Below are 25391 nucleotides of genomic sequence, written 5' to 3'. Positions count from 1 at the left end.
CCTTTTATAGTTGTGATTCTTGAGTTTGTTCTCTATTTTTAAGTTTTTCAAAATTTGTCTTTCTTTAAATTGCATTGCTCTTCGATATGCAATGCAAACTTAAATATCAGGCAAAACAAAATAAAAAAGATTAGAATGAAATACTGGATGTATAAATCAAAAGATTCAAAACCAAAGACTTGCTGATAAGCCAAGAAAGATGGAGATCACCTAATGAAAAACACTGTTTTAGAATGCAACGCGAAAAAAAGATGGACCCTTCTTTTAGCAGTCTCCATCTTTATCTGTCTATATTCTGTTTACCTTTGTTTTGTCGTTGATCCTTTTGTCGACAATTTAACAGGCCTAGGTTATGTCCATCATCATTTTTTTCTTATGTTGTCTTACACGCTTTTGATCAGTTTTGACTCCATTTTTCTATCTAATCTTTTGTTCAAAAAATATTCCTTTCCTAATGCCAAACGTTATCAAATCGGTTTGATTGGTGGATGGGTATTGATGTGTATTGGGGTCTTGATTCCTTGGCAAGAAAAAACATCTTCTGCTCAACTAGACTTACATTCTCTGCTTTGTACAATTTCTTCTATCTTTATGAGTGGATTGTGGTTGCGATTATATACAAACCCATTTTCTTATGGAAAGTTCAAAACAATCATTTTCTTTGAACTCTTAGCGATTTTATGTGGAATTCTTTGGATTGCATTTTGCGGATCTATCTCATTGATGTCTGAAATCAGCTACGTTTGTTTAAACATTATTGTTTTGACATTTGCGCAATATCCAACAAACCATCAATAAAAAATAGGTTGGAACAACGAGGATTAAAGAAAATCTTAAAATCCTTTAAAGTTTGTTCCAACCTTTTCTTTTCATCACTGAACGCTCTTGATTTGATCGATTTCAATGCACAAAGATATGTCTAAGCTTTTGTCAAATCTTCATCACGAACCATAATATTCCAATTCGTTTTAAAAGAAATGGAATACTCGATAAATCGGATAATACATCCCCACTATCAAATATAATTTAACGAGATATCCAATCCAGTTCACACCAAATGAATCATTAGGCGTATAGGCTAAACCAATATTAAAGGTCGTAAACAAAATGCATAAGGTGATCACTTTTCCGATCATCGATCCTTTTGAAGATAACTTGAATTTTTGTTTTCGTCTTATGAGGATTATATCGAAAATAACCAATACGATCATTGCGATTCCAAGAACATAAAACAAAATTGAAACATTCGGATTGTTTTTGACATAATCGATATACAAGAGTCCTAAGAGTATCGCCCATGCAACGAACATAATTGTAAACACGTAGTGAATCTTCTTTTTGTTTTCGCTTGTCATTGTCAAAACCTCCTAGAAGATATTTCTTGCTTTTATTATATAGCGCATATTCGTTTTTATTAATCGTTATTTTGTTTTTTTCATCTAATTTTATATTAGCAATTCCGATTTTCTTTTCATCACTTCTATAGCAATTGAATCGAGTACACAATGGCATGTTTGTCTATTGTCTATCTCTTTTCAAACAAATAGTGGATGATGTAAAAAAAATCTCCAAGTCTAAATTTAGACAAGGAGATTTGGATTGGATTAAAACATTTGGTTATTCATGGGTTGATTCATTTCTTCTTGTTGATGTTCAAGAAGTGGACTGTTTTCGATCTTAGATAAATAGTTTTTCGCATTGTTCACAAAATACAATTTATTTCCTGTTTGTAATACTTTTTCGAAATACATTTTAGCCACGACGTAGTCTTCTTGAACAAATGAAATCAAGGCAATGTAGTAGGAACAATCAGATCGTTGTAGGTTAGAAACAGAACGTTTCAATAAGTTCAAATAATACTTTTTACAAGTATTAAAATCACCTTTCATCAAGCTAATTCTATTTTGAATTGCCCCGAGTTCTTCTGTTTTGATCATCATCATCATGGAACCTGTACCAGCACGAACGGATTCCATTTCGTTTTTCACTCGGTTCAATCCTTCTTCATCTTTTAACATGTAGTAGATATAACCCATTAAAGAATCATATGCCATAACATTAGTGACATTGGATTTAGGGAACTCAATTAATACTTGTTGAGCAAGCTCAGGCTCATTTAGATAAATCAAGCACTGCGCACATAATGCTCTATTTTTTAATTTATAGTGATTTCCTTTTTTTCCAAAATAAATCAATGCAGATAAGCATCCTTCTGGATTACATTCGTTGATCAAAATTGCTGAAATGTTATTCAAACTTGCTGCGCGAATTCTTTGTAAGTATTGAATTCCCATTACACAGAAGAAGACTAAGATCATCGAAATAATTAAGTTTTGGAAGAAGAATAATGCACAGAACTCAGCGATTAAACCAAGGACTAAAGCAAAGTTAATTTTCTTCACTGATGCTTTTGCTTCGTTGGCAATTGCTTCATACTTCGGATCGAGTTGATGATGTTCTAAGAAAGCTCGCACAATATCATCATCACCTTTGATATTGGCTTTAGCGAGATTTTTCTTTTCCGTCATTCTTAAAGAAACCCAACCATAAATATTCAAAACAAGTGTCACAGGAATCGCAAGAACGCCAATCATAATTGCATAATCAGGCATCATGATCGCAATTAAAGCAAACATAAGTAATAAGCCTGTATTGGCAACTGAGATCAAGCTGATAAGCAAAAAGACATTCAACAAACCCATAAATCCAATTCCACTCGAAACACCAATGATCCAGGGATTCGAAACAAAAATGGACATGACTTCATTCGGTAAAGTTCCTTCCATCATTTCCAAGAACATTTCATCGGAATTGAGGAAAAAAGTCATCGCAAATCCCGCAACAAACGCCAGGATTAAAGATAACAACTGACTTCGACATTTATATTTCCACATTCTCAGTACCTCTCTGCTTTATGTTAAAAATAACATTTAAGTTTAACTCTCGTTTTTTGAAACTTTCTTTATTATATGCAATGAAATCCGATAAAAAATGGAATATTCTGCATGATCATGTGAAATTATGGCATCTTAATTTCACATGATATAAATTCATCGAATGTTTCATTGAGTTATTTTAATTATGCCTAATCTCAGCACAAATTGGTATTTTTTGCCTAAGTTGATTCATCTCGATGAACAAGAGGAAACATGTCATCAAAAAATAGTGATTTATTCATGTTTGCTCAAACAAGAGAAACAAATTCTGTTGTGTGTTTAAGTACTAACGATTGATGATTTTCCCTTATTTTAATCTAAATTTCAACAATGAAGCTTAATCTATTGTTTTCGCACTCAAGATTTCTCTATCCAATGCACTTTTTATCTTTCCATTCCCTCTTAATTCTTTACTTGTCCACCTCATTTTTATAGATCTAATCAGAAGACATTAAAACTCAAAATTTTTTTAAATTTCTATTTGACTTAGTCCGCTGTTTTTTGTATTCTAAATAAGCACTGAATCGATGGAGTCGTGTCCGAGCGGTTTAAGGTGCAGTCTTGGAAAGGCTGTGTAGGCGAAAGCTTACCCAGGGTTCGAATCCCTGCGACTCCGCCATCTGAAAGCAAACCAATCTGTAAGTGATCTTCACTTCAGATTGGTTTTTTTATTGTATTTTCTTCGCATGACCTACCCCCAAGAAGAAATTTCAAAACAATTTGTTCATGAAACGTTCACATTTGCTAGAACATTTCTTACATTTCATCATCTTTTCGTTATAATATCTGTATTATGACTACCGGACAGAGAATTCGTGAAACACGATTAAAACGTAATAAAACAATGGTGGATCTCGCTCAAGCAATTGATGTCTCACCAACGACAATTTCAAAATACGAAGCAAATATGATCCACAACATCCCTCATGATAAACTCCATAAAATCGCAGATTATTTGGATGTTTCTTTTTATTATTTAATCGGGTTAGATGACGACGAAAATAAAGCACCATTAATTTTGACAGTCGACGAACAATTATTGATCGAAGACTACCGATCTTTGTCGCCTCAAGACCAGGAAACACTTCGCATTCTTTGTCAACGTTTATTGGCCGTTTCAAAGCAACCACAAGACATTATTCAATTGACACTATAAAGGCAGGATCAACTTTGACCCTGCCTTTTCTTTTCTCTACTTCTTATTCTTTGATTTGATCTACTGCTTCTTTGAGAACTTTTCCAATCGAATCATGAATCACTAAATTCGCCATATGATCTTTTGTTGTTTCATCGCGATTAATCAAAACGAGATGGCGTCCGCGAAAATAATCAATAAGGCCTGCTGCTGGATAAACAACTAAACTTGTCCCGCCAACGATTAAACAATCTGCTTGGGCAATCGCTTCAACTGCATTCCACAAAATATCATTGTCTAATCCTTCTTCATATAAAACGACGTCCGGTTTAATCACTGCCCCATCTTTTGGGCAACGCGGAATCCCATCTTCATCACGATTTGCAATCGTTTGATCTAAATCATAAAATGTCCCGCATTTCTGGCAATAGTTTCTCAAAACAGAACCATGAAGTTCATAAACCGTTTTGGATCCTGCTTTTTGATGTAAACCATCAATATTTTGGGTAATGATCGCTTTGAGTTTGCCCATGTTCTCTAATTCGACTAATGCTTTATGAGCATCATTGGGCAATGCTTTTAGATAAATCATTTCATTGAAATAAAACTCGTAAAATTGTTTTGGATAACGATCAAAGAATGTTCTTGATAACATCGTTTCCGCCGGATAAGGATAAGTGTGCTCTTTTTTCTCTCCATATAAGCCTGTTGGCGAACGGAAATCTGGAATATTACTTTCTGTCGAAACTCCTGCGCCACCAAAAAATACAATGTTATTCGATTCTTTAAGAATATCAGTTAATGTCATAATCCACCTCTAAAAAAACCAGGGATAAATCGGTATCCCTGGTATGTTTTATATCTTCATTTTTAGTCTTCTTTTTTGTGAATTTCAACATCAAATTTTTGATCTTTTACATCCACTTCGATATGCGCATCAGACATAATGCCTGCCTCAATCATCTTTTTGGCAATATCTGTTTCAAGATTACGCTGGATATAGCGTTTCATTGGACGTGCCCCAAAGACTGGGTCTACACCATTTTGAGAGATTTTGTCGTATGCTACATCGCTTAAATGTAACGTAATATCTTTTTGTTCAAGACGTTTAGCCAATTCGCGGATGAATTTATGGGCAATCTGGCCAAAGGCTTGTTCATCTAAGGCATTAAAGACAACAATTTCATCAATACGGTTAATGAATTCTGGACGGAAGTGGTTTTTTACTTCTTCCATGTACTTTTCATAAAGCACTTGTGGTTGCTTATTGTATTCAAATGCGTATTGGGCACCTAAATTAGATGTCAAAATGATAATTGTATTTTTGAAATCCACTGTGACACCTTTCGAATCTGTGATTCGGCCATCATCCAAAATTTGTAACAAGACGTTAAAAACATCAGGATGCGCTTTTTCAACTTCATCGAATAATACAATGGAATATGGATTTCGACGAACTGCTTCTGTTAACTGTCCACCTTCATCATATCCTACATATCCAGGAGGAGCTCCGATCAAACGAGCGACGCTGTGTTTCTCCATATATTCGGACATATCAATTCGGACGATATGACGTTCATCATCAAATAACTGTTGAGCTAACGTTTTAGCAACTTCTGTTTTACCAACACCGGTAGGTCCTAAAAATAAGAACGAACCAATTGGTCTATTTTCATCTTGAATTTGGGCTTTTGAACGTAAGATGGCATCAACAACCAAATCGATCGCATGATCTTGACCAACCACGCGTTTTTCCATCTCGTCTTTTAAACTCAATAATTTTTTACGTTCAGATTCGACGAGACGACTCACTTCAACTCCAGTCCAACGAGAAACGATTTTAGCGATCATTTCTTCATTCACTGTTTCTTGAATTAAAGCCTCATTGCCAAGACTTCCTTCTTGATGTTCGGCAATGCGTTTTTCTAATTCTGGAATCGTTCCATAGCGAAGTTTTGCGGCATCTTCATAACGCATTTCATTTTGCGCTGTTTCCAAATCTAATTTTGCTTTTTCTAAAGCTTGTTTGTCTTCTTTGGCTTTTTCAATAATCCGTTTTTCATCTTCCCATTTGGTATATAGTTCATCCCGTTTTTCTTGTAAAAGCCCCATTTCTTCTTCGATTTCACTACGGCGTTCTAATGTTTTCTTATCTTCTTCATCCATCAAAGATGTTTTTTCGATTTGAAGTAACATCAATTTACGTTGTAGTTCATCTAATTCTTGAGGCATCGATTCCATTTCAACTTTTAATGTTGCACAAGCTTCATCGACTAAGTCGATCGCTTTATCTGGTAAGAATCGATCGGTAATATAACGATCCGACAAAGTTGCTGCGGCAACGAGTGAATCATCGCTAATATGTACGCCATGATATGATTCGAAACGATCTTTTAAACCACGCAAAATAGAAATTGTATCTTCAACGTTTGGTTCTTTGACTTGAACTTGTTGGAAACGTCTTTCTAAAGCCGCATCCTTTTCAATATATTTACGATATTCATTAAACGTTGTTGCCCCAATCATGTGCAGTTCACCACGTGCCAACAATGGTTTTAGCAAGTTTGCAGCATCCATTGAGCCTTCCGTTTTTCCTGCTCCAACAAGGTTATGGATTTCATCAATAAATAAAATAATTTGGCCTTGGGATTGTTTTACTTCATCGAGAATTGCTTTTAGACGTTCTTCAAATTCACCACGGTATTTGGCACCGGCAATTAATGAACCCATATCGAGTTCAATTAGCTTTTTGTCTTTTAAAGATTCTGGCACATCATCTTTAAAGATTCGCCATGCCAAACCTTCGACTGCGGCTGTTTTCCCTACACCTGGTTCTCCAATTAAGACTGGGTTGTTTTTCGTTTTACGAGACAAAATTTGCATCATTCGCCGAATTTCATCATCACGACCGATAATTGGATCCACTTTACCTGAACGAACTTCTTCAACTAAATCACGTCCGTATTTCTTTAATGCTTCTAAGTTATCTTCGGCATTCGGTGAATCCATCTTGCGACCGCCACGTCGTTCAAGCTCTGCTTGGTAGCACTGTTGTTCTTTCAAATTAAAAATTTGAACAAGTTTTCGGGAAATATAAGACTGATTGAACATCAGTGCAATCCATAATGTTGCCACACTTAGATAAGTTTCATCATGCTCAGCTGCCCATTTTTCGGCAGTTTCAAATGACTTTTGAACTTCATTACTAAAATTCAGGTTTGCTGAATTTGACTTCACAATATTGGCTTCTTCTTGCGCAATGATTTGTAAAGCTTGTTTCTTGTCGACGTTGAGTCGATCAAATAAACCATTTAAGGTATCTTCTTTGAAAATTGCTTCAAGGATATCAATTGTATCCACGCTAGAATGTTGTTTAGATTTTGCTTCATTGAGCGCTTGGACAATGATGCGTTGAAGGTTTTCAGACATTTTATCAAATTCCATACTTCCCCTCCTTTATTTCCCGACATCATCATTATAGACTCTTGCAAGTTTGATGAATCATAGAATGCCTAATTATTTTTAGAATTTTGAATCATCTCCCTAATTTCATCAAAACACTCTAGTATCCAGATTTTTATGTAGATACAAATACAATTTAAGATAGATTTCATATTTATCCGATTTGTATTTGTTATTGTTTGATTAATATTCATTATTCCAATTTCGTTAAGTTTGTACTTTTTGATCTGTTTTATCGCAACTCGATGCAATTAAGTCAAAATAGCGTTTTCTTTTTCCGCACTTTTTATGCACACCATGCGTTTTAAACACTAAAAAAGCTTGTCAACAAATGAATGTTCACAAGCTCAAGATTTATTTTATTCCATTAAACGACGTTCGAAATTTCCTAACTCTGCTCTTCCCTTACTTACGATGAAATATGCTTGCGGATCATATGTTCTCACGATTCGTTTCACTGCTTTTACTTCATAACTGTTCATGACACAAAACAAAATTTCTTTACCACTGTTGGTGTACGCTCCATAGCCTTGCCATGCCGTAACACCACGATGTAAATCATGAAGAATATGTTCTTTTACTTCTTTTTTTGAAGTCACAATCAAACCATACATCACAATGTTTTGTAAGTGAACCTTATCTGAAATGAAATAGGTGATCACTAAAAACAAAGTAGAATACAAAGCGTTTGGCAAACCAAACATAAAGACTGCGGCAATTTCAACAAACACATTCACGATATAAGAAATTTTACCTACAGAAAAGCCTGGTTTCGTGTAGCTAAAATACATTCCTAAAATATCTAAACCACCCGCACTACCGGCTGCTTGTAAGCATAAGCCAATCCCGACTCCAGCAATGACAGCACCGATAATCACGCAAGATAGTTCATCATTTAAAATTGGTGTCTTAGGCACCGGCAATAGCGAAAGCAAAGCCGATTGAATCCCAAGCGATAATAAAGTCTTAAACACGAAATTTTTCGATAAACTGCGCCATGCCAAAATGAAGAGTGGGATATTAAATAGTACGTTGATTACCCCAGATAATGAAGCGCCATCTATAAGCGTATAGGAAATGATTTGGGCAATCCCAATCAATCCTCCGGTATTCAATTGCCAAGGAACAACGAAAAATGTGACCCCCATGGAGAACAATGTACTGCCTACGACCAATATCGTATATTGTCTAAGCGTATGTACGAACTCATTATTTTTATTCATTCATTCCTCCTGTAGCCATTACATGCGAATTCGGTTTAAGTCTTAATCCTTTTGGTAACTTATTTGTAATCCGTGATTGTGAACTTTTACCGAAGCCATAAGGAATCCCATTCAAACACAAGGCACGATATCCTTTTGGCGCATTAAGACTTAATTGTTGACCATGAAAGAAATCATCCATTTGTTCAATCGTTGTTTCTGTTTTGGTCAGTGCGTGTTTAGCTATTGTCTTACATAAATAGAAAGCATGTGCAGGTTCAAAGCGTCCTTTGAGCAATTCCCCCACGAAAACCCCTTGACGTAAAACTTTGCCTTTTTTTAATTTAATAAAAGGAGCATTCATGCCATACACGAATGTGCTGTCTTGATTTTTCTCTAAATAATAATGCGTAAATGCCTGATCAGTTTGTTCGTTTAAAAATGCTTGAATCGTTTTATCTAGTTTTTCTTCTTTGCAAAAGGTAAAAGAAGAAGTAGATTGCTCTTCACTTTTAATTTTTTCAAAACGGGCGGCAAAATGACCTTCTCCTCCATCCATTGGGAAAATGCGGCGAACTTTAGTGGCATCCATCCCCTCTGTTGGAATGCCTTCTCGTCCCCAAGTCACATCCATTGCGACTTGTTTTGCATCTTTAAATGTTTCTAATAGCCATGCTACATTCTCTTCATTTTCTTCTTTGGCATATGTACAAGTAGAATAGACTAAGCTTCCCCCAGGTTTTAAGGCAAGCCACGCTTGTTGTAAAATTTCTTTTTGTCTCGCTGCACAAAGCAAAACGTTGTCATAGGACCATTGCTCAATTGCGGCTTCATGCTTTTTCATCATTCCCTCACCTGAGCAAGGCGCATCGACCAAAATCTTGTCGAAACAATTTTTTAATTGCTTGCATAGTGTTGGGGAATCCATGTTTGTGACCATAAAATTTTCAGCACCCATACGTTCCATATTCGAAAGTAGAACCTGGGCACGCTTCGCATCGATTTCATTGGCAACTAAAAAGCCACCCTCTAAACGATCAAGAATTTGCGTACTCTTTGAACCCGGCGCTGCGCATAAATCCAATACGATATCATTCGGTTGGACATCCAATAATTCTACGGCCGAGCCAGCGGATGGTTCTTGTAAATAGAACAAGCCTTGTAAATGCGCATGATGGAGTCCGTATTGACCATGAATATACCAAGTATTGCGGGCAAATTTGGAAGGTTCTTCCAAGAAAGGTAATAATCCTTTGGTTATTTCGATCTCTTGTTTGCGAGGTGAAATTCTCAACCCCTGAAACAAAGGGGTCTCTAAGCTTTGGACATATTGATCGTATTCATTAACGAGTAATTGTTCCATGCGTTGTTTAAATAATGAATCCATATTTCTTACCTTTCTTTCGTTTGCTTGTTTTATGATAAAACATTCCCACAGATTATTCTTGTCTGCTTGCGGCAATTCACTTATTCTTCAGATTTCATGCTTTTTTCGATTCATTTTTTGTTTTTAAACAAAGTAAAAGAAGCAATCCATAAATTGAAATGCTTCTTTGATCAATCAATAAAGAATTCTAAGTTGAAAATCTCTTCACTATCAAGTGAATTCTCCTTTTAGAAAGCACCTAAATCAATTCCAAAAGAATAACGAAAAAAAACATAAAAAACAATGACTCTTTACTTACTTTGACATCATCAACAATTTATAGAACATGATTTAAAAACTTAAAAATAAAGTTCAGGTCGCAATTGGCAAGCGATCGCACTACAGGCTGCCGGCGTTGACCATCCTGTTCCAAATGAAAAATCTGCTCCTTGTTGGAAATAACTGACTGCTTCTTCAAAAGAGGTATGGATTGCGAATAATTCAATATGGGTATGAGGTCCTGTCGAATTTCCCGTATTTCCTGTATAGGCCAATATATCTCCTTGTTTGACCTGTTGACCGGCTCTCACCATAATCCGACTCGATAAATGACAAAAAGTCACACCATATAGCTGACCTTTGCTTTGACAAATCATGGCGATCGTATTGCCTCCTCCATAAGGCCAACCAACCCAGTTTCCTAAATATCCTCCGCCATCACCAACTGGATTTGCAGCATATAAAATCACTCCATTTGCGGGCGCATATAAAGGAGAATACATCCCTGCCGCAATGTCCATCCCCAAATGCAACCCACCATCAGGATAACTCCACGTTCCTGCTGAAATAGGGCCGGCAACTGGGCGCATAAGCATGCTACTATCCGTTTCGATTTCACCTTCAATTCCTTCTATCATTTCATTTCCAGATAAATCTGCCGGACATGCTCGAGAAAAACCAGGCCCTGCCCCTGGAGCACCATGAATCAGTTTTAACTCTCCTTTCGCAAGATATTCCAATGCTTCTTGAGGCGGTTGATCCATTTTTGGTTTTTCGTCAGCTCTTGCTTGTTGGAACAATTGGATTTGTTGATCTAAACGAGAATAAAAATTGATTTGACGATGCACTTCGACATCCCTATGTAAAAACCAATCGTATTCTTCTTGCCAATTTTCATGGCGAAAATTTACAATTGAATTCATTTTTTGTTCAAGTCGTTGGTCTCCTTGTTCTACTACAAGTAAACGTCTTTCGACATACTGGCGCAACTTTGCAAAATCTCGATCAATCTCTCCGTTATATTGTTCTGATTGTTGTGTATTCGCTAAATCGACCAAGAATTCACTCGTTTTTTCATTGGATACAGGGTACAGGTTTAAGCTGATCATCAGCATGATGAATATAAGTCTCATATCCTTTTATAGACATATATTCGAATAATGTTTCTAAACTCTAATCAAACATGTATTTTCTCTTTCTTTTAATTTGTAGTTTTGAATCGAAAGGTTATTTTTCACATGCATTCTTATTATTTCTTATTATTAAAAAAGTTCGAGTCCAACCATTACATTTTGGCTAGATTTTCTATAAAAAATATCATATTTGCAAAAAAACATTTTATTATTGCGAGCCGCCTGTTAAAGTTGAATTAGATAAAGAAAGCGCTTTCTTTACAAAAAAACTTAGCTTTAATATGTTTCAATATTTGATCTTTTTACTTAAAAACCACTGGCTTGCTTCACACTGATGCTTTGATAGATAACAAAAAAAGTGCAAAGTACGATTTTGTAAGCTTCACTTTAATCAAATAAAGTTTATGCCATTCAACAAACCGGTAAGAAATGATTTATCATTTGAATTCAAATATTTAGCGTCAGTGACTAAAGAAAGGAGAATTTCAATGAAAAAGATCCTAAATTATTTAATTTCGATTCTTATTTGTTTCTCTGGACTTAGTGCACCGATTCATGCTGCCACCAATGATTATCCAAATTCAAATTACGCAAAGCTTACAAATGATCAAAAAGAAATTCTAGACCACATGAAAGAATTAGATCCAACATTTGACATTTCAGGTGAATATGTGCAAGTAGAAAAGAAAATAGGACTCATATCTGTGCAGACATTTCAAACATATGGCGCCATCTCACTTTCAAACATGGCAATTTATATCTCTGTATCAAGAATCAACGATCCCGGTAAGGATACTTTCAAAGTCTCCGCTGTAGCTGAATGGTTAAATGTTCCAACTATACGAATCCAAGATGGTTTTGAAATTGCGTGGGCTGGCAATTTTGCCATCACTAGTCATAATGCAGTAACTTGCTACAAAGGTGTTGGGGTTTTATCTGGAAAAACATCGCTTATGCAATCGCAACCAAACACAGGATTAGGATATGCTGTTGAATGCAGTCACTATTATGGACAAGCTTTAGATTGGGTAAGAATCGATGCAACAATTTCTCAACTAGACAGCTCTGGGATCGCAAATATTTGCGCAACCTATTCTCACGCAACTGCAAACCTCGGAATTTCTGGAGTAAGTATATCTAAAACTCCTTCAATTTCATTCAGTTTTTATGGCACTAGCGACTCTATGTCAAAAATAACAAGCGTAAGCTACTAGGCTAGATTGGAACAAAAAATGGAAAAAGAGTTTATTTCTAAAAAAGTTCTTATGTGGGGATTTATTTTATTAATTCCATCATGCGTTCTGTGCCTGTTTCTAGGCTTTTTGGGTATAGGTGTAATTATTTTCATCGGGCTTATCTTTCACGCTGCTGTCATTTATCAAGCACTCGAAAACGCCCATCCTGAAAACAAAGACAATGATCCTGAAAGCTGATACTCGATCACTTGTATAATGACCTATAAAATCTTATCCCTTTTAGCAGATACTCAATGTAAACGAGCCGTCTCTAAAAGGGTTTTTTCATGCCTTAAAAAGCATTTAAATTGAATATCAAGCAAACATAAAAAAATCCGTACTTCAATGAATGAAATACGGAATCAGTTTCTAGTGGTGCCGACGATAGGACTTGAACCTACGACCTACGCGTTACGAGTGCGTTGCACTACCAACTGTGCTACGTCGGCGCTCAAATATAATAACACACTTTTGGTTCAAACCAATCATTCTCAATGATTTTTCGTTGTAACTCGATCTGAAGCTCTCATCTAAATAACAAAAAAGCCCCGATCCATAGACATGACTTTGGAAATTGGCCATGTTCAATAGATCAGGAGCTTTTAAATTTAGTTTTTATTTTATGATTTGAATTTATTGCAATTTTGCTTGTAAAGCTGCAATTTGTTCATTGTATTGTTGGAGAATTGCATCATTTTCTCCACTTTCCCCTTCTTCTTGTAAGAATTTCAAATAGTTATCGCGATCTTTCGTCAACGAATCAATTTGTGCTTGGATATCCGCGTTTGTTTGTACCGGTACCCCGCTTAAGCCAGCAGAAGTTTGATTATAAACTTCCACGAAGGTTAAACCTGTTCCTTCTTTAAATGCTTGATTCACTGTTTCTTTTTGATTCTCTTCCAACGCTTGGTAAACATCATAATAATCGACAACAGTATTTCGCTTTGTCCCATCTATCGTCTGCCAATTTCGTGCTAGATCTAACAATTCTTGAATTCTAGAATCTTGTTCTACCTCAATTGTCTTTTTATATTCTTCCAGCAGAGCGGTAAATGTTTTTCCTGTATGTTTCGGATTTGAGAAGTAGGTATTGATTTCATCTTTTTTCGCTAAAGGAAGTGAATTAAAATCTGCCTCTAAATTGACAATTTCTTTCTTTTGACGGTCTGACATCATCGGAAATTCATCCGCATAATTGACCAGTTTACGATAGGCATAAGCTTGATCAACATCTGTTGCATGTTGGGGATCATAGACTGTCACCTTCCATGCAAATGCTCCAAATAGTGTTGCGATCATAATACATCCGCAGAAAATCACCCAAAAAATTGGTCGTTTCCAAAGTTCTTTTTTGGTTTGCGGACGTGGTTCGGTCACTAAAAAATGGTCTAGACGATTGCTATTTTCATAGCGATTAGGGACAATTCCTTTGTAGTATTCTTCTTTGCCTTCGTTTTGGTGACCTTCTCTTTTTTCACCATTTTGTTCAAAATTTCTTTCTTCCTCTGCAATGGATACTTGGCCCCGCTCTTTTCGTAATTGATCCAGTGCATTTAACATCGATTGTTCTGCATTGCGTCGTTGAAAATCGGTGAGTGAACCTTCTAAAGATGATGATGTAAAATCTTCATCATCATCTGGAAACAACGTCAGTTCAGCACGTCGATCCAATAATTTTTGTGTATATTCATCAATATCATTATTGATTGGATGATCATTTTTTTCGCTTGCAATGGAATCGGTCTGATCTTGTCTTTCTTTATCGCTCATTCAAAATTGCTCCTCTTTATTCGCATCAAAATATAAAGCATATCGCAATTATTTTGTTCTATTTCTTTTATTGTACCAATAATTATCTGATTTTAATGTTAAAGCAAAAGATGATCAACTTTTAGTCTTACCTTGCACATATAAATAGCAGCCTGCACCAACCTTATCTTATAAATACAAGATCATTCATATCTAAGTCCAAGCTCAAATCACTCTTGGGATTGATTCGTCTTTTTTGAATCATGTAAAGGTAACCGCTTTCCCTTCTCTACCTTGTAGGGGGTTATGAACTTCGTTATAATTGTGATTATATAATGTGAAATCACAAGAATTTAGAAGAAAGGGAGCTAATCACTATGGATGACGAGTTACGTGAATACGAATTAATTCAACAAATTGCCGCCCCTATTCTCGAGCAGCTTCTTGAATTATCAGAACAAGCAGGGACTGAAGAAGTCAATATCCCTGTGGCGTTTTCCTTAAGCGCCGAATATTCCACCATTCCTTCTGACGGATCAATTGAATATGACTTAGATGATGAAGATTTTCTTTATCATAATGAAGAATTTCTAGCAAGTCTTAACGAATACATTCAAGCTCAAGTTGAGCAATGGAATCGTCCAACTGGCCTTCTTCAATAAATTGTTTTATAACGATCCATACGTCGTGAATTCAGTTAGCTGATTCATGGCGTTTTTTATTTGTAGGACTTTGAGTTTGTTTTCAATCCTATTTGTGAAGATCTCTTTGGGTAAGATACACATCTTTCACTGCACAACCTTTTGATTTATCGTCTTGGCGTTACGTTTGTCTTTTGGGCTTTGGTTTGTATAGCAACCTTACCCGTCATTTGGCCTTATATCAGGTTTCTGTTCGTAGGATCGACAGATTTGCTACACCGCTTCCTTCACCCCGGCCTTGTGGCCTTCGGCTTGCGGTTTGCTACACTTGGCGACAAATACCCGTGGCCGGACTTTCACCGACAAGATGTGTGTCATGCCCGACACGCCTTATAAAAAACTCTCAAACCAGCATCAGTCTGAGAGTTTTTAACGGTGACACTTATAAATGTGCTCAATTATATATAATCTTTTTTAGAATATTCGTTTAAATTCGGTGTTCTTGTGGTAAATAAAGTTTAAATGAACATTTTACTCACTTAAAGTTGCTTAACTTGGATAAAATTGCCGCTTATAAATCAGGTTTAAATTTCATTCCTAAAACGGTTCTCTATTCAAGAATTTTTTAGTTTGTCTGTATAAAAACCATATCCATACTACGAGCGGAATGATTGCCAAAACAAACAAGAATGGGCTCTTTTTCATTGTCGATATGAAAAACGGTAAATAACCCAACCCCATTAAATACTCAATGACTAGTACAACTAAGTTGATCATTCTATCTTTTGATTTCATTTTAAGATACCATACATGCAGTGAATCTCACTCCAGCTTCCACGCCTAATAGTGTTCCTAAACTAGCTCCTTTGCCCAAAGCGGCAAGCACAGCAGCTGTGGTCATGTCAATTTTCATGTCTTTAATGACTTTTCCTATACAGCGAACCACTTTTTGATGCCTTTCAGGATGTTCAGCGACATCTTTCCAATTACCATAATTGTAATCAGGCCAATCTACTTCTCTGGTCTCGATTACTGGATTTTCATGAGAAGATACCTCTTTTGCACTAATAGATAAAATACCTGTATTGTAGAAACTACCTAAACAAATACAAGTTGCTAATAAAGATGTGGTTAACTTTTTCATATTTTTTCTCCTTCTAATATTAATTCACACACCTCAATTAAACTAAATATCCTTTATACAATCCTATGCGCCTTATGTACGGAAAATCAGCTTCCTATAGCTTGTCTTTTTAATTCGTCATTGATCAGTTCAATTCCAGTTAAAGATTCCTTTAATTCACCATCCTCAATCACTAACATGGATGGAACACCTGACAATGTGTATCCAGAATCCTTGGTAAGATTTTTATCATTCTCTTTGATGAAGATATCTAGCTCTTTACATTGATCTCCATCTACAAAATAAATCTTCGGTTGATTGAATTTAACTGCATAATACTCAATTATTGAATCTAACATTTCACAAAACGGGCATTCAGCTGTAGTAAAATAAACATAATACATTCCTTCATCAACCTTAAAGACATCATTTTTGTCTTGTAATTTCAAGGTTTGGTCATCTTTTATTTGTCGAAAAATGCTCTGATCAACTACGAATTTATCCTGATCAATTTCTACTATTGACTCCTGATTCCCATTTAACAAAGTTTCGTCATTTACTTGACAACCACTCAATCCAATACTATTTAAGACTATAACGCTTATGATCATGGCTATTCTTTTCTTGCACATTTCTCTCACTTCTTTTCTTCACAATAACCATTTGTCTTCCATTAATTTCGATTGTCAAAAATTATAATTTTTTCTATTCATCGACTTAAGCTGTCTTGTTTCCCTTTGTTCATTATAATAATAACTCTCTATGTTAATTTTAACAATATACTTTTTAAAAAACACTATTTGTTTATTTAAGATTTTAAATCTATAATTCATTTAAAGAGGAGGAATTATTTATGTCTCTCAAACTGCTAACAAAAAAAGAAAATGAAGTGATGTCTATCCTGTGGCAGAGTGATAAACCTATGACAGCTCACATGATTGTTGAAACAGAACGATCATTAAACATCAATACTGTCCAACAGGTTCTTCAAAGATTATTAAAAATGAAATATATTCAAGTTGCAGAAATTAACTACTCAGGAACTGTATTGGCTCGTTTTTATGCACCCGCAATTTTGCAAGCGGATTATGTACAATTCTTATTCGGAGCTAAAAGTCCTTTTGAAATAGCTTCTAATTTAATTGAAGCAACACATGATGAACAAGAATTAGAAAAATTAGAACAGTTAATCCAAAAGAAAAAAAATTCGTAGAATAGGCCAATTTTATGATTTTATCTGTCTCATCTGTTTTTATTACGTTGGTCATCACCTTCTTGATGATCATCCTATTCTATTTGATTCTGTTCAATAAAAAACTAGTATATATTTTACGTTCAGACTTATTGATCATACTTTCTTTTATGATCATTCTCCGCTTACTTCTTCCTGTTGAATGGCCGTTTACTCTTACGATCCCATTCCCTTGGATTATGAACTCGCTCCAAGCTTTTCTTAATTATGAAATTTTTAGCCATTTCTCAGTGATATCATTATTGCTTATCATCTGGCTGTTTGGGAGCGCAATCCAAATATGTAAGTTCATCATTCAATTAAAAAAAATCAAAACTATTTTTGATCTATTAGAAAAAACAGCAATAAAAAATAAAGTTTCAGATTTTATCGATATTGATCCCCGTTTTAACTATCCTGTATGGATTGCAAACGGCATTTCGTTTCCAATGATATTGGGGTTCAAAAAAATTATCTTAATTCCAGAAATTAGGTTAGAAAAAAAAGAATTCACTCATATCATCCAACATGAACTTGAACATTTAAAACATAAAGACAACATCATCAAGCTTTTCTTAAATATTGTTTTGATTATTTACTGGTGGTTCCCCCCAATTTACTGGTTATGCAGCAAAATCCAACTTGTTCTTGAAATGCGCGTAGACAAAAAAGTAACTTATTACTTTTCTGAACAAGAAGTTGCAGACTATGCAGAAACATTATTAAAAGTCCAAAAAGCCATATCATCTAAAACAGAAACGTCCTTTGATGGAATTGGTATTTCTTCGATGTTTTATATAAATGATGGAACGAGCACTCTTTATTATCGAATAACATATTTATTGAACCAAACCTATAAGAAGAGCTCCAATATCTTGTTAATCTTGATTATTATCTCTTTGCCGCTGATCAGTAATTGTATTGTTTTAGAACCTTATCTAGAACCCCCGATCGAAACATATTCAACCACTCCTGCAAGTGACTTAGAAAACGGTTTTATCGTAAAACATCCTGATGGAAGCTACAGTATTTATATTAACGGTACAAAAATAACGACAATGAATCCCGATAATAAATTGCTGTCAAAATATCCCATCATTACCGAATAAAAGAGGCGAACTTATGAAAAAAACATTAATTTTAGTTTTAGTTTGTTTAGCTGCGATTTCCTCATTTAATGTTCAGCCAGTTTTTGCCGACGATAAAGCATTAATTAATTCTGATCAACCTACAGAAATCCAACCTAAAAAAGATATCTTAAAATGGATTCATACCACAATCAACGGCAAAAAATATAAACGGCTTTGGAATGCATCAAAAGGAGTCTGGATGACAAATTGGATTCTTGAGCAATGATTCATACGCATATCTAGGTTAAAATCCAATAAATTGACATCATTTATAAACCATATAACAAAAAGATCGAGAATATCCTTTATTTTGGGGATATTCTTTTCTTTATCTATGCACGTTTACCCAGTTTAAATAGGAAGAAAAATGAGAACCGAAATAGCATGTTTATTGTACTTTATAAATGACGCAATAGAATCATGACTTATGTGTTTTTCGTATTTTAAAAAGGACCAAAAAAGTGCCAATCGGATTTGAAATATGTTCCACCATGCTTGTGATGCTTCTTAGTAAAGACGGGCAAGAAAGGCGCTATCAATGATGAAGATTTTAAACTATAGATTTAGGAAAAATAAAAAAACTCTCAAACCGATAACAGTCTGAGAGTGATCTGCAAAATGGTGCGGGTGAAGGGACTCGAACCCCCACGGTGGAACCGCCAGATCCTAAGTCTGGTGCGTCTGCCAATTTCGCCACACCCGCGCGAACACTATTAAACCATCATTTATGAAAAAAGGCAAGAAATTATATCCTTAAAATGTCTAGATTTTCTCAAAATAAATATTTTGTCAGTTTTATCCATTGATTCACATATAATTCTTTTCGTTTTTCTTTTTTTAATCTCTTCTTTTCTTCATTCTTGTATAAGATCTTCAACGTACTCATGTTATGATAATCTCACTTCAAATAGAAAGAAGAGAGTATTTCATGATTCAGTCTAAAAAAACAATCGCAATCGTTGCGACTGGAGGAACGATTGCTGGTTCAGGTCGGATTGGGGAATCCGCTCAATATCAAGCTGGCACGTTGTCTGTAGTGTCCATTTTAGAAACAATCCCACAAATCAATAATCTTGCCGAACTTCAAGTTCATCCTTTTTGTTCTAAAGATTCCAATGACATTACCCATGACGATTTAATTCAGTTAAAGAATTTTGTTGAAGAAATTGAAAGAGATCCAAATGTTGATGGCATTGTGATTACCCATGGTACGGACACTTTAGAAGAAACAGCTTTCTTCTTAAACTTAACATTAAACGTTCATAAACCCGTCATTATGACTGGTGCTATGCGCCCAGCAACTGCCACGAGTGCTGATGGTCCAATGAATCTTTACCAATCCGTCGCATTAGCTGCCAATCCTAATGCGATTGATCTGGGAGTTCTTGTCGTCATTGGCGATACAATCTACTCTGGTCGTGATTTAACAAAGATCAATTCTATTAAAACTGATGCCTTTGAAGTTGCTGCTCCTGGTCCTGTAGGTTATATGCAAGACGATCAAGTCTATTTGATTCACAGTCCGTATCGTCGACATACTCATTACTCACAATTTGCACATTCAACGTATCCTTTTGATAAAAAAGTTGAAATATTCTATGTCCATCTCAATTGTGATCCTGATTTATTGCGCTATATGCTTGATCACTATGATGGCGTCGTTCTAGCCGGAACAGGTGCAGGGAACTATCCTAGCCAAATCAAAGAAGTCATCCAAAACTACCAAGGCGATTGTACAATCGTTCGTTCAAGTCGCTTACTTGAAGGAGCTGCTTTTGATTCCCCGATCTTTGATCCACTTCAAAAAACAATTCCTGCCCATCGTTTATCGGCGCATAAAGCGAGAATTTTATTGTTGTTAGGATTAAGTAATCATTGTTCAAAAGAGCAACTACGCCAATTGTATAAAGAATATTAATTCGCATCTCATTTTATAGAAATCTTCAAGAGTCTCTGTTCTGTTATTCAGGATAGAGACTTTTTGCTTGTTGGAGTGCTATAAATGGTTAAGAATCTTCACTCAAGAATCGTTTTATATTATTTCATTAAAATCACTATTCAAAAGCGCTTTTGTTGCGCTATTCTGTTGCATATAGATGCACATTGTTTAGCATTCATTTCTTTAGAACAGATTAGCCACTCAAAAAGGAGACATATTATGCCCGTTACTATTCGCGATGTTGCCGCTCGAGCACAAGTTTCACCCTCGACTGTATCCAGAACTATTCGCAACAGTCCCTCAATCTCCAAGCGTACGCAAGATCGCGTTCGCAAAGCAATGGCTGAATTAGGTTATGAGCCACCGGTCGTTGCAGAGGCTGTTGAACATCAAAAAGGACTTTCTATTTTAGGAGTGATCTTACCTCCATCTGACCATTCTGCATATGAAAACCCGTTCTTTTTAGAGGTCATTCGTGGAATTAGCCAATTTGCGAATATGCGTCATTGTTTAAGTGTCACCATCACCGGTAAAGATGATCCAGAAATTATTCATGCGATCAAAAACTTGGAAAAAGCTGATTTTGCTTGTTCCTTCATCGCTTTATTTGCTCGCAAAAACGATCCGGTTATCCAATATTTATATGATCAAGGCATCGACTATGTGCAAATTGGCCAACCGATTATTCATAAATCTGAAACCGTTTGTGTGGATAACGATAATATCCAAGCCGGCTATGATGCAACCGCTCATCTAGCTCATTTAGGTCATGAAAAGATCGCATTTGTTGGTGCTCCATCTTCGCAACTTTTTTCCGCAGCAAGAAGACGGGGGTATCGCATGTACCTAAGCGAACACAATCTACCAACAATTCCCGAACTCTCGTTTGAAATAGAACAAATAGAAGAAGCAATGGATCAAATCCGAAATCTTCTCGATCCATCAAATCCAGACCTACCTACCGCAATCGTTGTTAGTGATGATCTTTTTGGAATTATCGTTCGCCAAGTTTGCGCTGAACAAGGCATTTCCATTCCGGATGACTTGTCGATTATTTCCTTTAATAATTCCATTTTCTCGAAATTGAACTCGCCCTTTATCAGTTCAATTGATGTTAATGCTATTCAACTTGGCGTGGAAGCGGCCAGTCAAGCTTTAAACCACCTTGAAAACCCAAGATTGATGGCCTCTCGTACCCTTGTACCCTATCAAATCATCAATCGCGAAAGCTGTTGTCCACCTAAAGATAAAACAAACAAATAAAAATTAGAAAAAGCTCAAATCATCTTCTAGTCCATTTTGACTCATGTTGATGATTTGAGCTATCTTTTTATTGGATATCACGATACGTGATAAACTCAACACCACTCTTTTCAAGCTCTTCTTTTAGCTTAGTATCTCGCGCCATTTCTACTTCTAGCGTTCTTGGTTCTAATAGTGAGGAAGTTTTTATAAGATAGTCATCTAAATATCCCGGATGACAAATTAGGATCGGTATTTGTTGGCCAAAGTCTCTTGTTGCGATCTCTTTTAAAACTTGTTTGGGATCATAATCTGGTTTTGAAGATTCTAATAGAAGTGCAACTTCAGAATTTCGAAATTGAACTGCCCCAGTTAAACTCATAGAGAAATAATCACAATCATGTTGTTTTGCGACAATCTCCATCCCCTTAAAGAAATTCTCGCTCATTACCGCATGTCCTTCTAAATAATCCGGTTTTTGCCCAGTTAATTGTACAAAGCGTTGATATTGAGCTTCAATTTCTAACATCACTTCTTCCAAATTAACAAAGTCTTCTTTTGAATTTCGATAAGTTTTAGACGTTTTAAACTCGCCATTTTCTTGAACAAGACTAGGAATCAATTTTGGATCCGTTAACGGTTTACCTAAGCAAATATTTGTATGCAAACCTAAACACACATTCTTTCCAGCGATCAATTCTAACCCTTTTTGCGCTTCCGGCATATTGGCCATCACACCAACCGATTGAATGATTCCGCCTTCTAATGCATCTGCAATACCATAGTTCACTCCTTTTGAATAGCCTAGATCATCAGCACGAACTAAGATTTGTTTTTTCTTCATATCATTTCTCTTTCTATTTCAAAAACATTGCGATATCAGATCATAAATTCAATGGTTTGTTCATTCGCTTTCACAAGGACTTTTGCACCATAAGGTAAAGCAATACGCGGTGTAGCATGGCCAAAGTTTACATTATACAAAACCGGAAAATCATAATGACCGAATACCTCTAAATATATTTCTTTATATTCTTGATAATATCTTTCATCTTGAGGTTTACCAATCAAAACGCCTTTAAGTTTGTTGAATGCTCCCGTTCTTTCGATTGTTGTCAACATTTCCTTAACTAAAGCCGGTGCAGATTGATCTTCACATGTTTCTAAAAACATAACTTTACCTTGCCACTGTTCACAGCTTGGAAAGATAGAATAACGCTCAATAATTTCAACCTCATCTATTTTTTTCTGTTTAGACAGCATTTTATACATACTTTCTAAACAACCGCCTAAAAACTCACCAGAAAAAGTATCCTGCCCTTGTAAAAGTTTATATCCGTGTAACTCTAAATGACTTATTCGATTTGTCCCTACTGCACGTTTGGAAAAATCTGTTCTTTCCTCATACCAAACAGGGCTTGGTTTAATTTTCCATGTCGTATAATCAACAAAATATCGTTCAAATGTTTGCTTTGTATAAGGAAGCATTTCATCAGCAATTTCACCTAAATCAGTGATAAATGCCGGTCCATAAAACGTCTGCAAACCTAATTTATAAAACATAAAATGATTAATCGTTGTATCCGAAAAGCCAGTAAATAATTTAGGGTTCTGTTTAACACATTGAATAACGTTTCATCTTCCATTAAATAAGGAAGTAATCGATAAGTATCATTACCACCAATTGCGCAAATAATTGCCTGAATCGATGGATCTAAAAATGCCGCTTTTAAATCTTCTGCACGCTTTTGCGGATATCGATTTAAATAATCCAGTCCTTTTAAAGCATTTGGCATAAAAACTGGTTCTAACCCAAATTCTTTGAGTCGTCTTATCCCGATTTCAAGATTATGTGAACAACTCTTCTCACCTAACATCCCGCTCGATAAACTCACAATTGCAACTTTATCTCCTCTTTTTAAAGGATTTGGTTTTTGCATAAGCTTTCTCTTTTCTATATTTTTTTGCAAACGTAATTATTGATGTTTCAACAAAGCAATCGATTCGACACCTGTTGTATGCGGGAACATATCAACAGGTTGAATGGTCGGACAAGTATATCCTCGTCCATAAAATTCTTTCAGATCCCTTGCGAGCGTTCTTGGATTACAAGACACATAAACGATTCGCTTTGGATTTAAAGCGCAAATATCTTCAATTCCCTGTTTGGTCATTCCTTTGCGAGGCGGATCGACAAAAACAACATCTGCTTGATTTTGATTTTGATGTGCGAATTTCGTGGCATCCATACAGATAAATTCAGCATTTTCAATACCATTGCGCTTTTGATTATCTTTTGCGTTTTTAACCGCGTCTTCAACAATTTCTACCCCAATAACATGACCTGCTTGTTTTGCGGCAAGCAAACCGATTGTTCCTGTTCCAGAATAAAGTTCAATGACATGGTCTGTTTTTTCTAAATTAGCTAGTGACAAAGCATTTGAATAGAGAACCTCCATTTGGTCAGGATTGACTTGGAAGAAGCTTTTAAAATGAAGTTGGATTTCCAAGTTTAAACACTGTTCAATAATACAATCAGAACCATACAGGACTTGGTATTGGTCTCCTAAAATCACATTGTCAGCACGCTTATTTTCATTAAATATAACACTTTGGATTGATGGAAATTGATCAACAAGATCAACGGTGATTGCCTGCAAGTCAATATTTTTTTGACCGATAAAAACGACTTGTAAATTTCCCGTTTTTTTAGAATGACGAATGAAAAGGTGTCTTAAATTCTCGGCTTGTTGAAGTGATAAATGATTTAATACCCAATGATAAATGTCATTGATTTCTTTTGATTGAATTTTGCATTCCTGTATTGGAACAATTTGATTCGTTCTGGCTTTGTAGAAGCCTCCAACAACTTGTCCATTTTGAACACCAATAGGAAATTGAGCTTTATTTCGATAGTAATAAGGATCTTCCATCGCAAGAATCGGAAGCACTTCAATCTTTGCGCTCACCTTATTAAACAAATCCATTAATTGTTTATGCTTGTATGCGAGCTGAGAAGGATAATTCAAATGCATGAAGGCACATCCTCCACAACGTCCTGCTTGATCACATAAAGGTTGGACACGTTCATCAGACTGTTTAATTAATTTCATAACTCGCGCAATCGCATATGTCTTTTCCACTTTAATCACACGGACAAGCGCTTTTTCTTTGGGCAACAAATTAGAAACAAAAATTGTCATGCCCTGATAATGACCGATCCCAAAACCTTGATCACTAATGTCTGTAATCTCTAATTCAAATTCTTGATTTTTCTTCATTGATGCCTCCTGAATTTATTCTTAAATCAATGTAAACAACTTTTACGTTCACGTCAAATTTGTATTGAATGATCCTAGATCACCGAAAAAGTTAACTAAAATCTCAAACAAAATAACTAAATTCCATTCATTTTTCCAATAAAAAAACTGCCTTGATTAAGGCAGTTTTTTCTTTGTCCAGCGGCTTCCTATTTTCGCATTCACTATCGTCGGCGCTAGATGGCTTAACTTCTGAGTTCGAAATGGGATCAGGTGTGACCCATCCGCTATCGCCACTGTACTATTGAATTGTTCCATCGATCTTTCA

The 25391-nt window shown here is 35.6% G+C and carries 24 protein-coding genes, 3 tRNA genes and 1 rRNA gene; 11 read left to right on the top strand and 17 right to left on the bottom strand.

All coding sequences use genetic code 11. From position 1 onward, the window contains the following. Positions 1 to 213: 213 nt before the first annotated feature. Complete coding sequence (locus ALLST_RS0102135; RefSeq protein WP_019892369.1) at positions 214 to 798, top strand: hypothetical protein; 585 nt, start codon at positions 214 to 216, stop codon at positions 796 to 798. 170 nt (positions 799 to 968) lie between these two features. Here the strand turns inward: ALLST_RS0102135 and ALLST_RS0102130 are convergent, their stop codons facing one another. Together ALLST_RS0102130 and ALLST_RS0102125 are read right to left on the bottom strand one after the other, a co-directional pair. Then, on the bottom strand, positions 969 to 1355 hold the full coding sequence (locus ALLST_RS0102130; protein ID WP_019892368.1) for a hypothetical protein: 387 nt from the start codon (positions 1353 to 1355) through the stop codon (positions 969 to 971). Between the two features lie 249 nt (positions 1356 to 1604). Further along, positions 1605 to 2894 (bottom strand): tetratricopeptide repeat protein, encoded by a 1290-nt coding sequence (locus ALLST_RS0102125; RefSeq protein ID WP_019892367.1) that lies wholly within the window; start codon positions 2892 to 2894, stop codon positions 1605 to 1607. Between the two features lie 571 nt (positions 2895 to 3465). On the opposite strand from ALLST_RS0102125, the gene ALLST_RS0102120 reads away from it, so the two are divergent. Continuing rightward, positions 3466 to 3555, top strand: a tRNA-Ser gene (locus ALLST_RS0102120). A gap of 174 nt (positions 3556 to 3729) precedes the next feature. Continuing rightward, positions 3730 to 4092 (top strand): helix-turn-helix domain-containing protein, encoded by a 363-nt coding sequence (locus ALLST_RS10930; RefSeq protein ID WP_019892366.1) that lies wholly within the window; start codon positions 3730 to 3732, stop codon positions 4090 to 4092. 43 nt (positions 4093 to 4135) lie between these two features. Here the strand turns inward: ALLST_RS10930 and ALLST_RS0102110 are convergent, their stop codons facing one another. The 5 genes from ALLST_RS0102110 to ALLST_RS10925 form a co-directional block, all read right to left on the bottom strand. Beyond that, complete coding sequence (locus ALLST_RS0102110) at positions 4136 to 4879, bottom strand: NAD-dependent protein deacylase (protein ID WP_019892364.1); 744 nt, start codon at positions 4877 to 4879, stop codon at positions 4136 to 4138. A 62-nt stretch (positions 4880 to 4941) separates the two neighbouring features. After that, positions 4942 to 7515, bottom strand: coding sequence for an ATP-dependent Clp protease ATP-binding subunit (locus ALLST_RS0102105; protein ID WP_019892362.1), 2574 nt, complete (start codon positions 7513 to 7515; stop codon positions 4942 to 4944). Positions 7516 to 7892: 377 nt separating this feature from the next. Continuing rightward, positions 7893 to 8756, bottom strand: coding sequence for a YitT family protein (locus tag ALLST_RS0102100; protein WP_019892360.1), 864 nt, complete (start codon positions 8754 to 8756; stop codon positions 7893 to 7895). Next, the gene (locus tag ALLST_RS0102095; RefSeq protein WP_019892358.1) at positions 8749 to 10122 is read right to left on the bottom strand and encodes an RsmB/NOP family class I SAM-dependent RNA methyltransferase; all 1374 of its coding nucleotides are present in this window, start codon (positions 10120 to 10122) and stop codon (positions 8749 to 8751) included. Before ALLST_RS0102095 ends, ALLST_RS0102100 begins: the two co-directional genes overlap by 8 nt. A gap of 338 nt (positions 10123 to 10460) precedes the next feature. Continuing rightward, a complete protein-coding gene (locus tag ALLST_RS10925) occupies positions 10461 to 11513 on the bottom strand; it encodes a M23 family metallopeptidase (protein WP_083921993.1) in 1053 nt (350 codons plus the stop codon). Positions 11514 to 12001: 488 nt separating this feature from the next. Between ALLST_RS10925 and ALLST_RS0102085 the strand changes: the two genes are divergently transcribed. Together ALLST_RS0102085 and ALLST_RS0102080 are read left to right on the top strand one after the other, a co-directional pair. Continuing rightward, positions 12002 to 12727, top strand: coding sequence for a hypothetical protein (locus tag ALLST_RS0102085; protein ID WP_019892355.1), 726 nt, complete (start codon positions 12002 to 12004; stop codon positions 12725 to 12727). A gap of 18 nt (positions 12728 to 12745) precedes the next feature. Then, a complete protein-coding gene (locus ALLST_RS0102080; RefSeq protein ID WP_019892354.1) occupies positions 12746 to 12946 on the top strand; it encodes a hypothetical protein in 201 nt (66 codons plus the stop codon). A gap of 175 nt (positions 12947 to 13121) precedes the next feature. On the opposite strand, the gene ALLST_RS0102075 is transcribed toward ALLST_RS0102080, so the two are convergent. Together ALLST_RS0102075 and ALLST_RS0102070 are read right to left on the bottom strand one after the other, a co-directional pair. Beyond that, a tRNA-Thr gene (locus tag ALLST_RS0102075) sits at positions 13122 to 13197 on the bottom strand. A gap of 184 nt (positions 13198 to 13381) precedes the next feature. Beyond that, positions 13382 to 14518 (bottom strand): hypothetical protein, encoded by a 1137-nt coding sequence (locus ALLST_RS0102070; RefSeq protein WP_019892352.1) that lies wholly within the window; start codon positions 14516 to 14518, stop codon positions 13382 to 13384. Positions 14519 to 14874: 356 nt separating this feature from the next. Here ALLST_RS0102070 and ALLST_RS0102065 point away from each other — a divergent pair, with 356 nt between their 5' ends. After that, positions 14875 to 15159, top strand: a complete 285-nt coding sequence (locus tag ALLST_RS0102065; protein ID WP_019892350.1) for a hypothetical protein — start codon at positions 14875 to 14877, stop codon at positions 15157 to 15159. 775 nt (positions 15160 to 15934) lie between these two features. On the opposite strand, the gene ALLST_RS09785 is transcribed toward ALLST_RS0102065, so the two are convergent. Both ALLST_RS09785 and ALLST_RS0102055 read right to left on the bottom strand, forming a co-directional pair. Continuing rightward, positions 15935 to 16282: a hypothetical protein gene (locus tag ALLST_RS09785; protein WP_019892348.1), complete on the bottom strand. Its 348-nt coding sequence runs from the start codon at positions 16280 to 16282 to the stop codon at positions 15935 to 15937. Between the two features lie 86 nt (positions 16283 to 16368). Next, entirely contained in the window at positions 16369 to 16893 is a 525-nt protein-coding gene (locus ALLST_RS0102055) for a thioredoxin family protein (RefSeq protein WP_019892347.1), read from the bottom strand. 221 nt (positions 16894 to 17114) lie between these two features. Here ALLST_RS0102055 and ALLST_RS0102050 point away from each other — a divergent pair, with 221 nt between their 5' ends. From ALLST_RS0102050 to ALLST_RS0102040, 3 genes are read left to right on the top strand one after another with little or no spacing between them, the layout of a single operon-like run. Continuing rightward, positions 17115 to 17474: a BlaI/MecI/CopY family transcriptional regulator gene (locus ALLST_RS0102050; RefSeq protein WP_019892346.1), complete on the top strand. Its 360-nt coding sequence runs from the start codon at positions 17115 to 17117 to the stop codon at positions 17472 to 17474. Positions 17475 to 17488: 14 nt separating this feature from the next. Further along, entirely contained in the window at positions 17489 to 18601 is a 1113-nt protein-coding gene (locus ALLST_RS0102045; protein ID WP_019892345.1) for a M56 family metallopeptidase, read from the top strand. Positions 18602 to 18614: 13 nt separating this feature from the next. After that, positions 18615 to 18848, top strand: a complete 234-nt coding sequence (locus ALLST_RS0102040; protein ID WP_019892344.1) for a hypothetical protein — start codon at positions 18615 to 18617, stop codon at positions 18846 to 18848. Positions 18849 to 19241: 393 nt separating this feature from the next. Here the strand turns inward: ALLST_RS0102040 and ALLST_RS0102035 are convergent. Further along, positions 19242 to 19325: transfer RNA gene (locus tag ALLST_RS0102035), tRNA-Leu, on the bottom strand. Between the two features lie 225 nt (positions 19326 to 19550). On the opposite strand from ALLST_RS0102035, the gene ALLST_RS0102030 reads away from it, so the two are divergent. Together ALLST_RS0102030 and ALLST_RS0102025 are read left to right on the top strand one after the other, a co-directional pair. Continuing rightward, on the top strand, positions 19551 to 20540 hold the full coding sequence (locus tag ALLST_RS0102030) for an asparaginase (RefSeq protein WP_019892343.1): 990 nt from the start codon (positions 19551 to 19553) through the stop codon (positions 20538 to 20540). Positions 20541 to 20780: 240 nt separating this feature from the next. Then, entirely contained in the window at positions 20781 to 21824 is a 1044-nt protein-coding gene (locus tag ALLST_RS0102025; protein WP_019892342.1) for a LacI family DNA-binding transcriptional regulator, read from the top strand. A 67-nt stretch (positions 21825 to 21891) separates the two neighbouring features. Here the strand turns inward: ALLST_RS0102025 and ALLST_RS0102020 are convergent, their stop codons facing one another. The 5 genes from ALLST_RS0102020 to rrf form a co-directional block, all read right to left on the bottom strand. Then, on the bottom strand, positions 21892 to 22647 hold the full coding sequence (locus tag ALLST_RS0102020) for a ChbG/HpnK family deacetylase (protein ID WP_019892341.1): 756 nt from the start codon (positions 22645 to 22647) through the stop codon (positions 21892 to 21894). A 35-nt stretch (positions 22648 to 22682) separates the two neighbouring features. After that, positions 22683 to 23432 carry an LD-carboxypeptidase gene (locus ALLST_RS11555; protein ID WP_425386753.1) on the bottom strand — a complete coding sequence of 250 codons (750 nt, stop codon included), beginning with the start codon at positions 23430 to 23432 and terminating at the stop codon, positions 22683 to 22685. Further along, on the bottom strand, positions 23351 to 23743 hold the full coding sequence (locus ALLST_RS11550) for an LD-carboxypeptidase (RefSeq protein ID WP_211215108.1): 393 nt from the start codon (positions 23741 to 23743) through the stop codon (positions 23351 to 23353). Before ALLST_RS11550 ends, ALLST_RS11555 begins: the two co-directional genes overlap by 82 nt. A gap of 36 nt (positions 23744 to 23779) precedes the next feature. Beyond that, positions 23780 to 25084 (bottom strand): 23S rRNA (uracil(1939)-C(5))-methyltransferase RlmD, encoded by a 1305-nt coding sequence (gene rlmD / locus ALLST_RS0102010; RefSeq protein WP_019892340.1) that lies wholly within the window; start codon positions 25082 to 25084, stop codon positions 23780 to 23782. A gap of 175 nt (positions 25085 to 25259) precedes the next feature. Beyond that, positions 25260 to 25364 (bottom strand): 5S ribosomal RNA (rrf, locus tag ALLST_RS0102005). Positions 25365 to 25391: the final 27 nt, after the last annotated feature.

The organism is Allobaculum stercoricanis DSM 13633 (assembly GCF_000384195.1).
GTDB classification, from domain to species: Bacteria; Bacillota_I; Bacilli_A; order Erysipelotrichales; family Erysipelotrichaceae; genus Allobaculum; species Allobaculum stercoricanis.
Note: the sequence above shows the minus strand (reverse complement) of the source record. Positions and strands in the feature narration are given on the sequence as shown.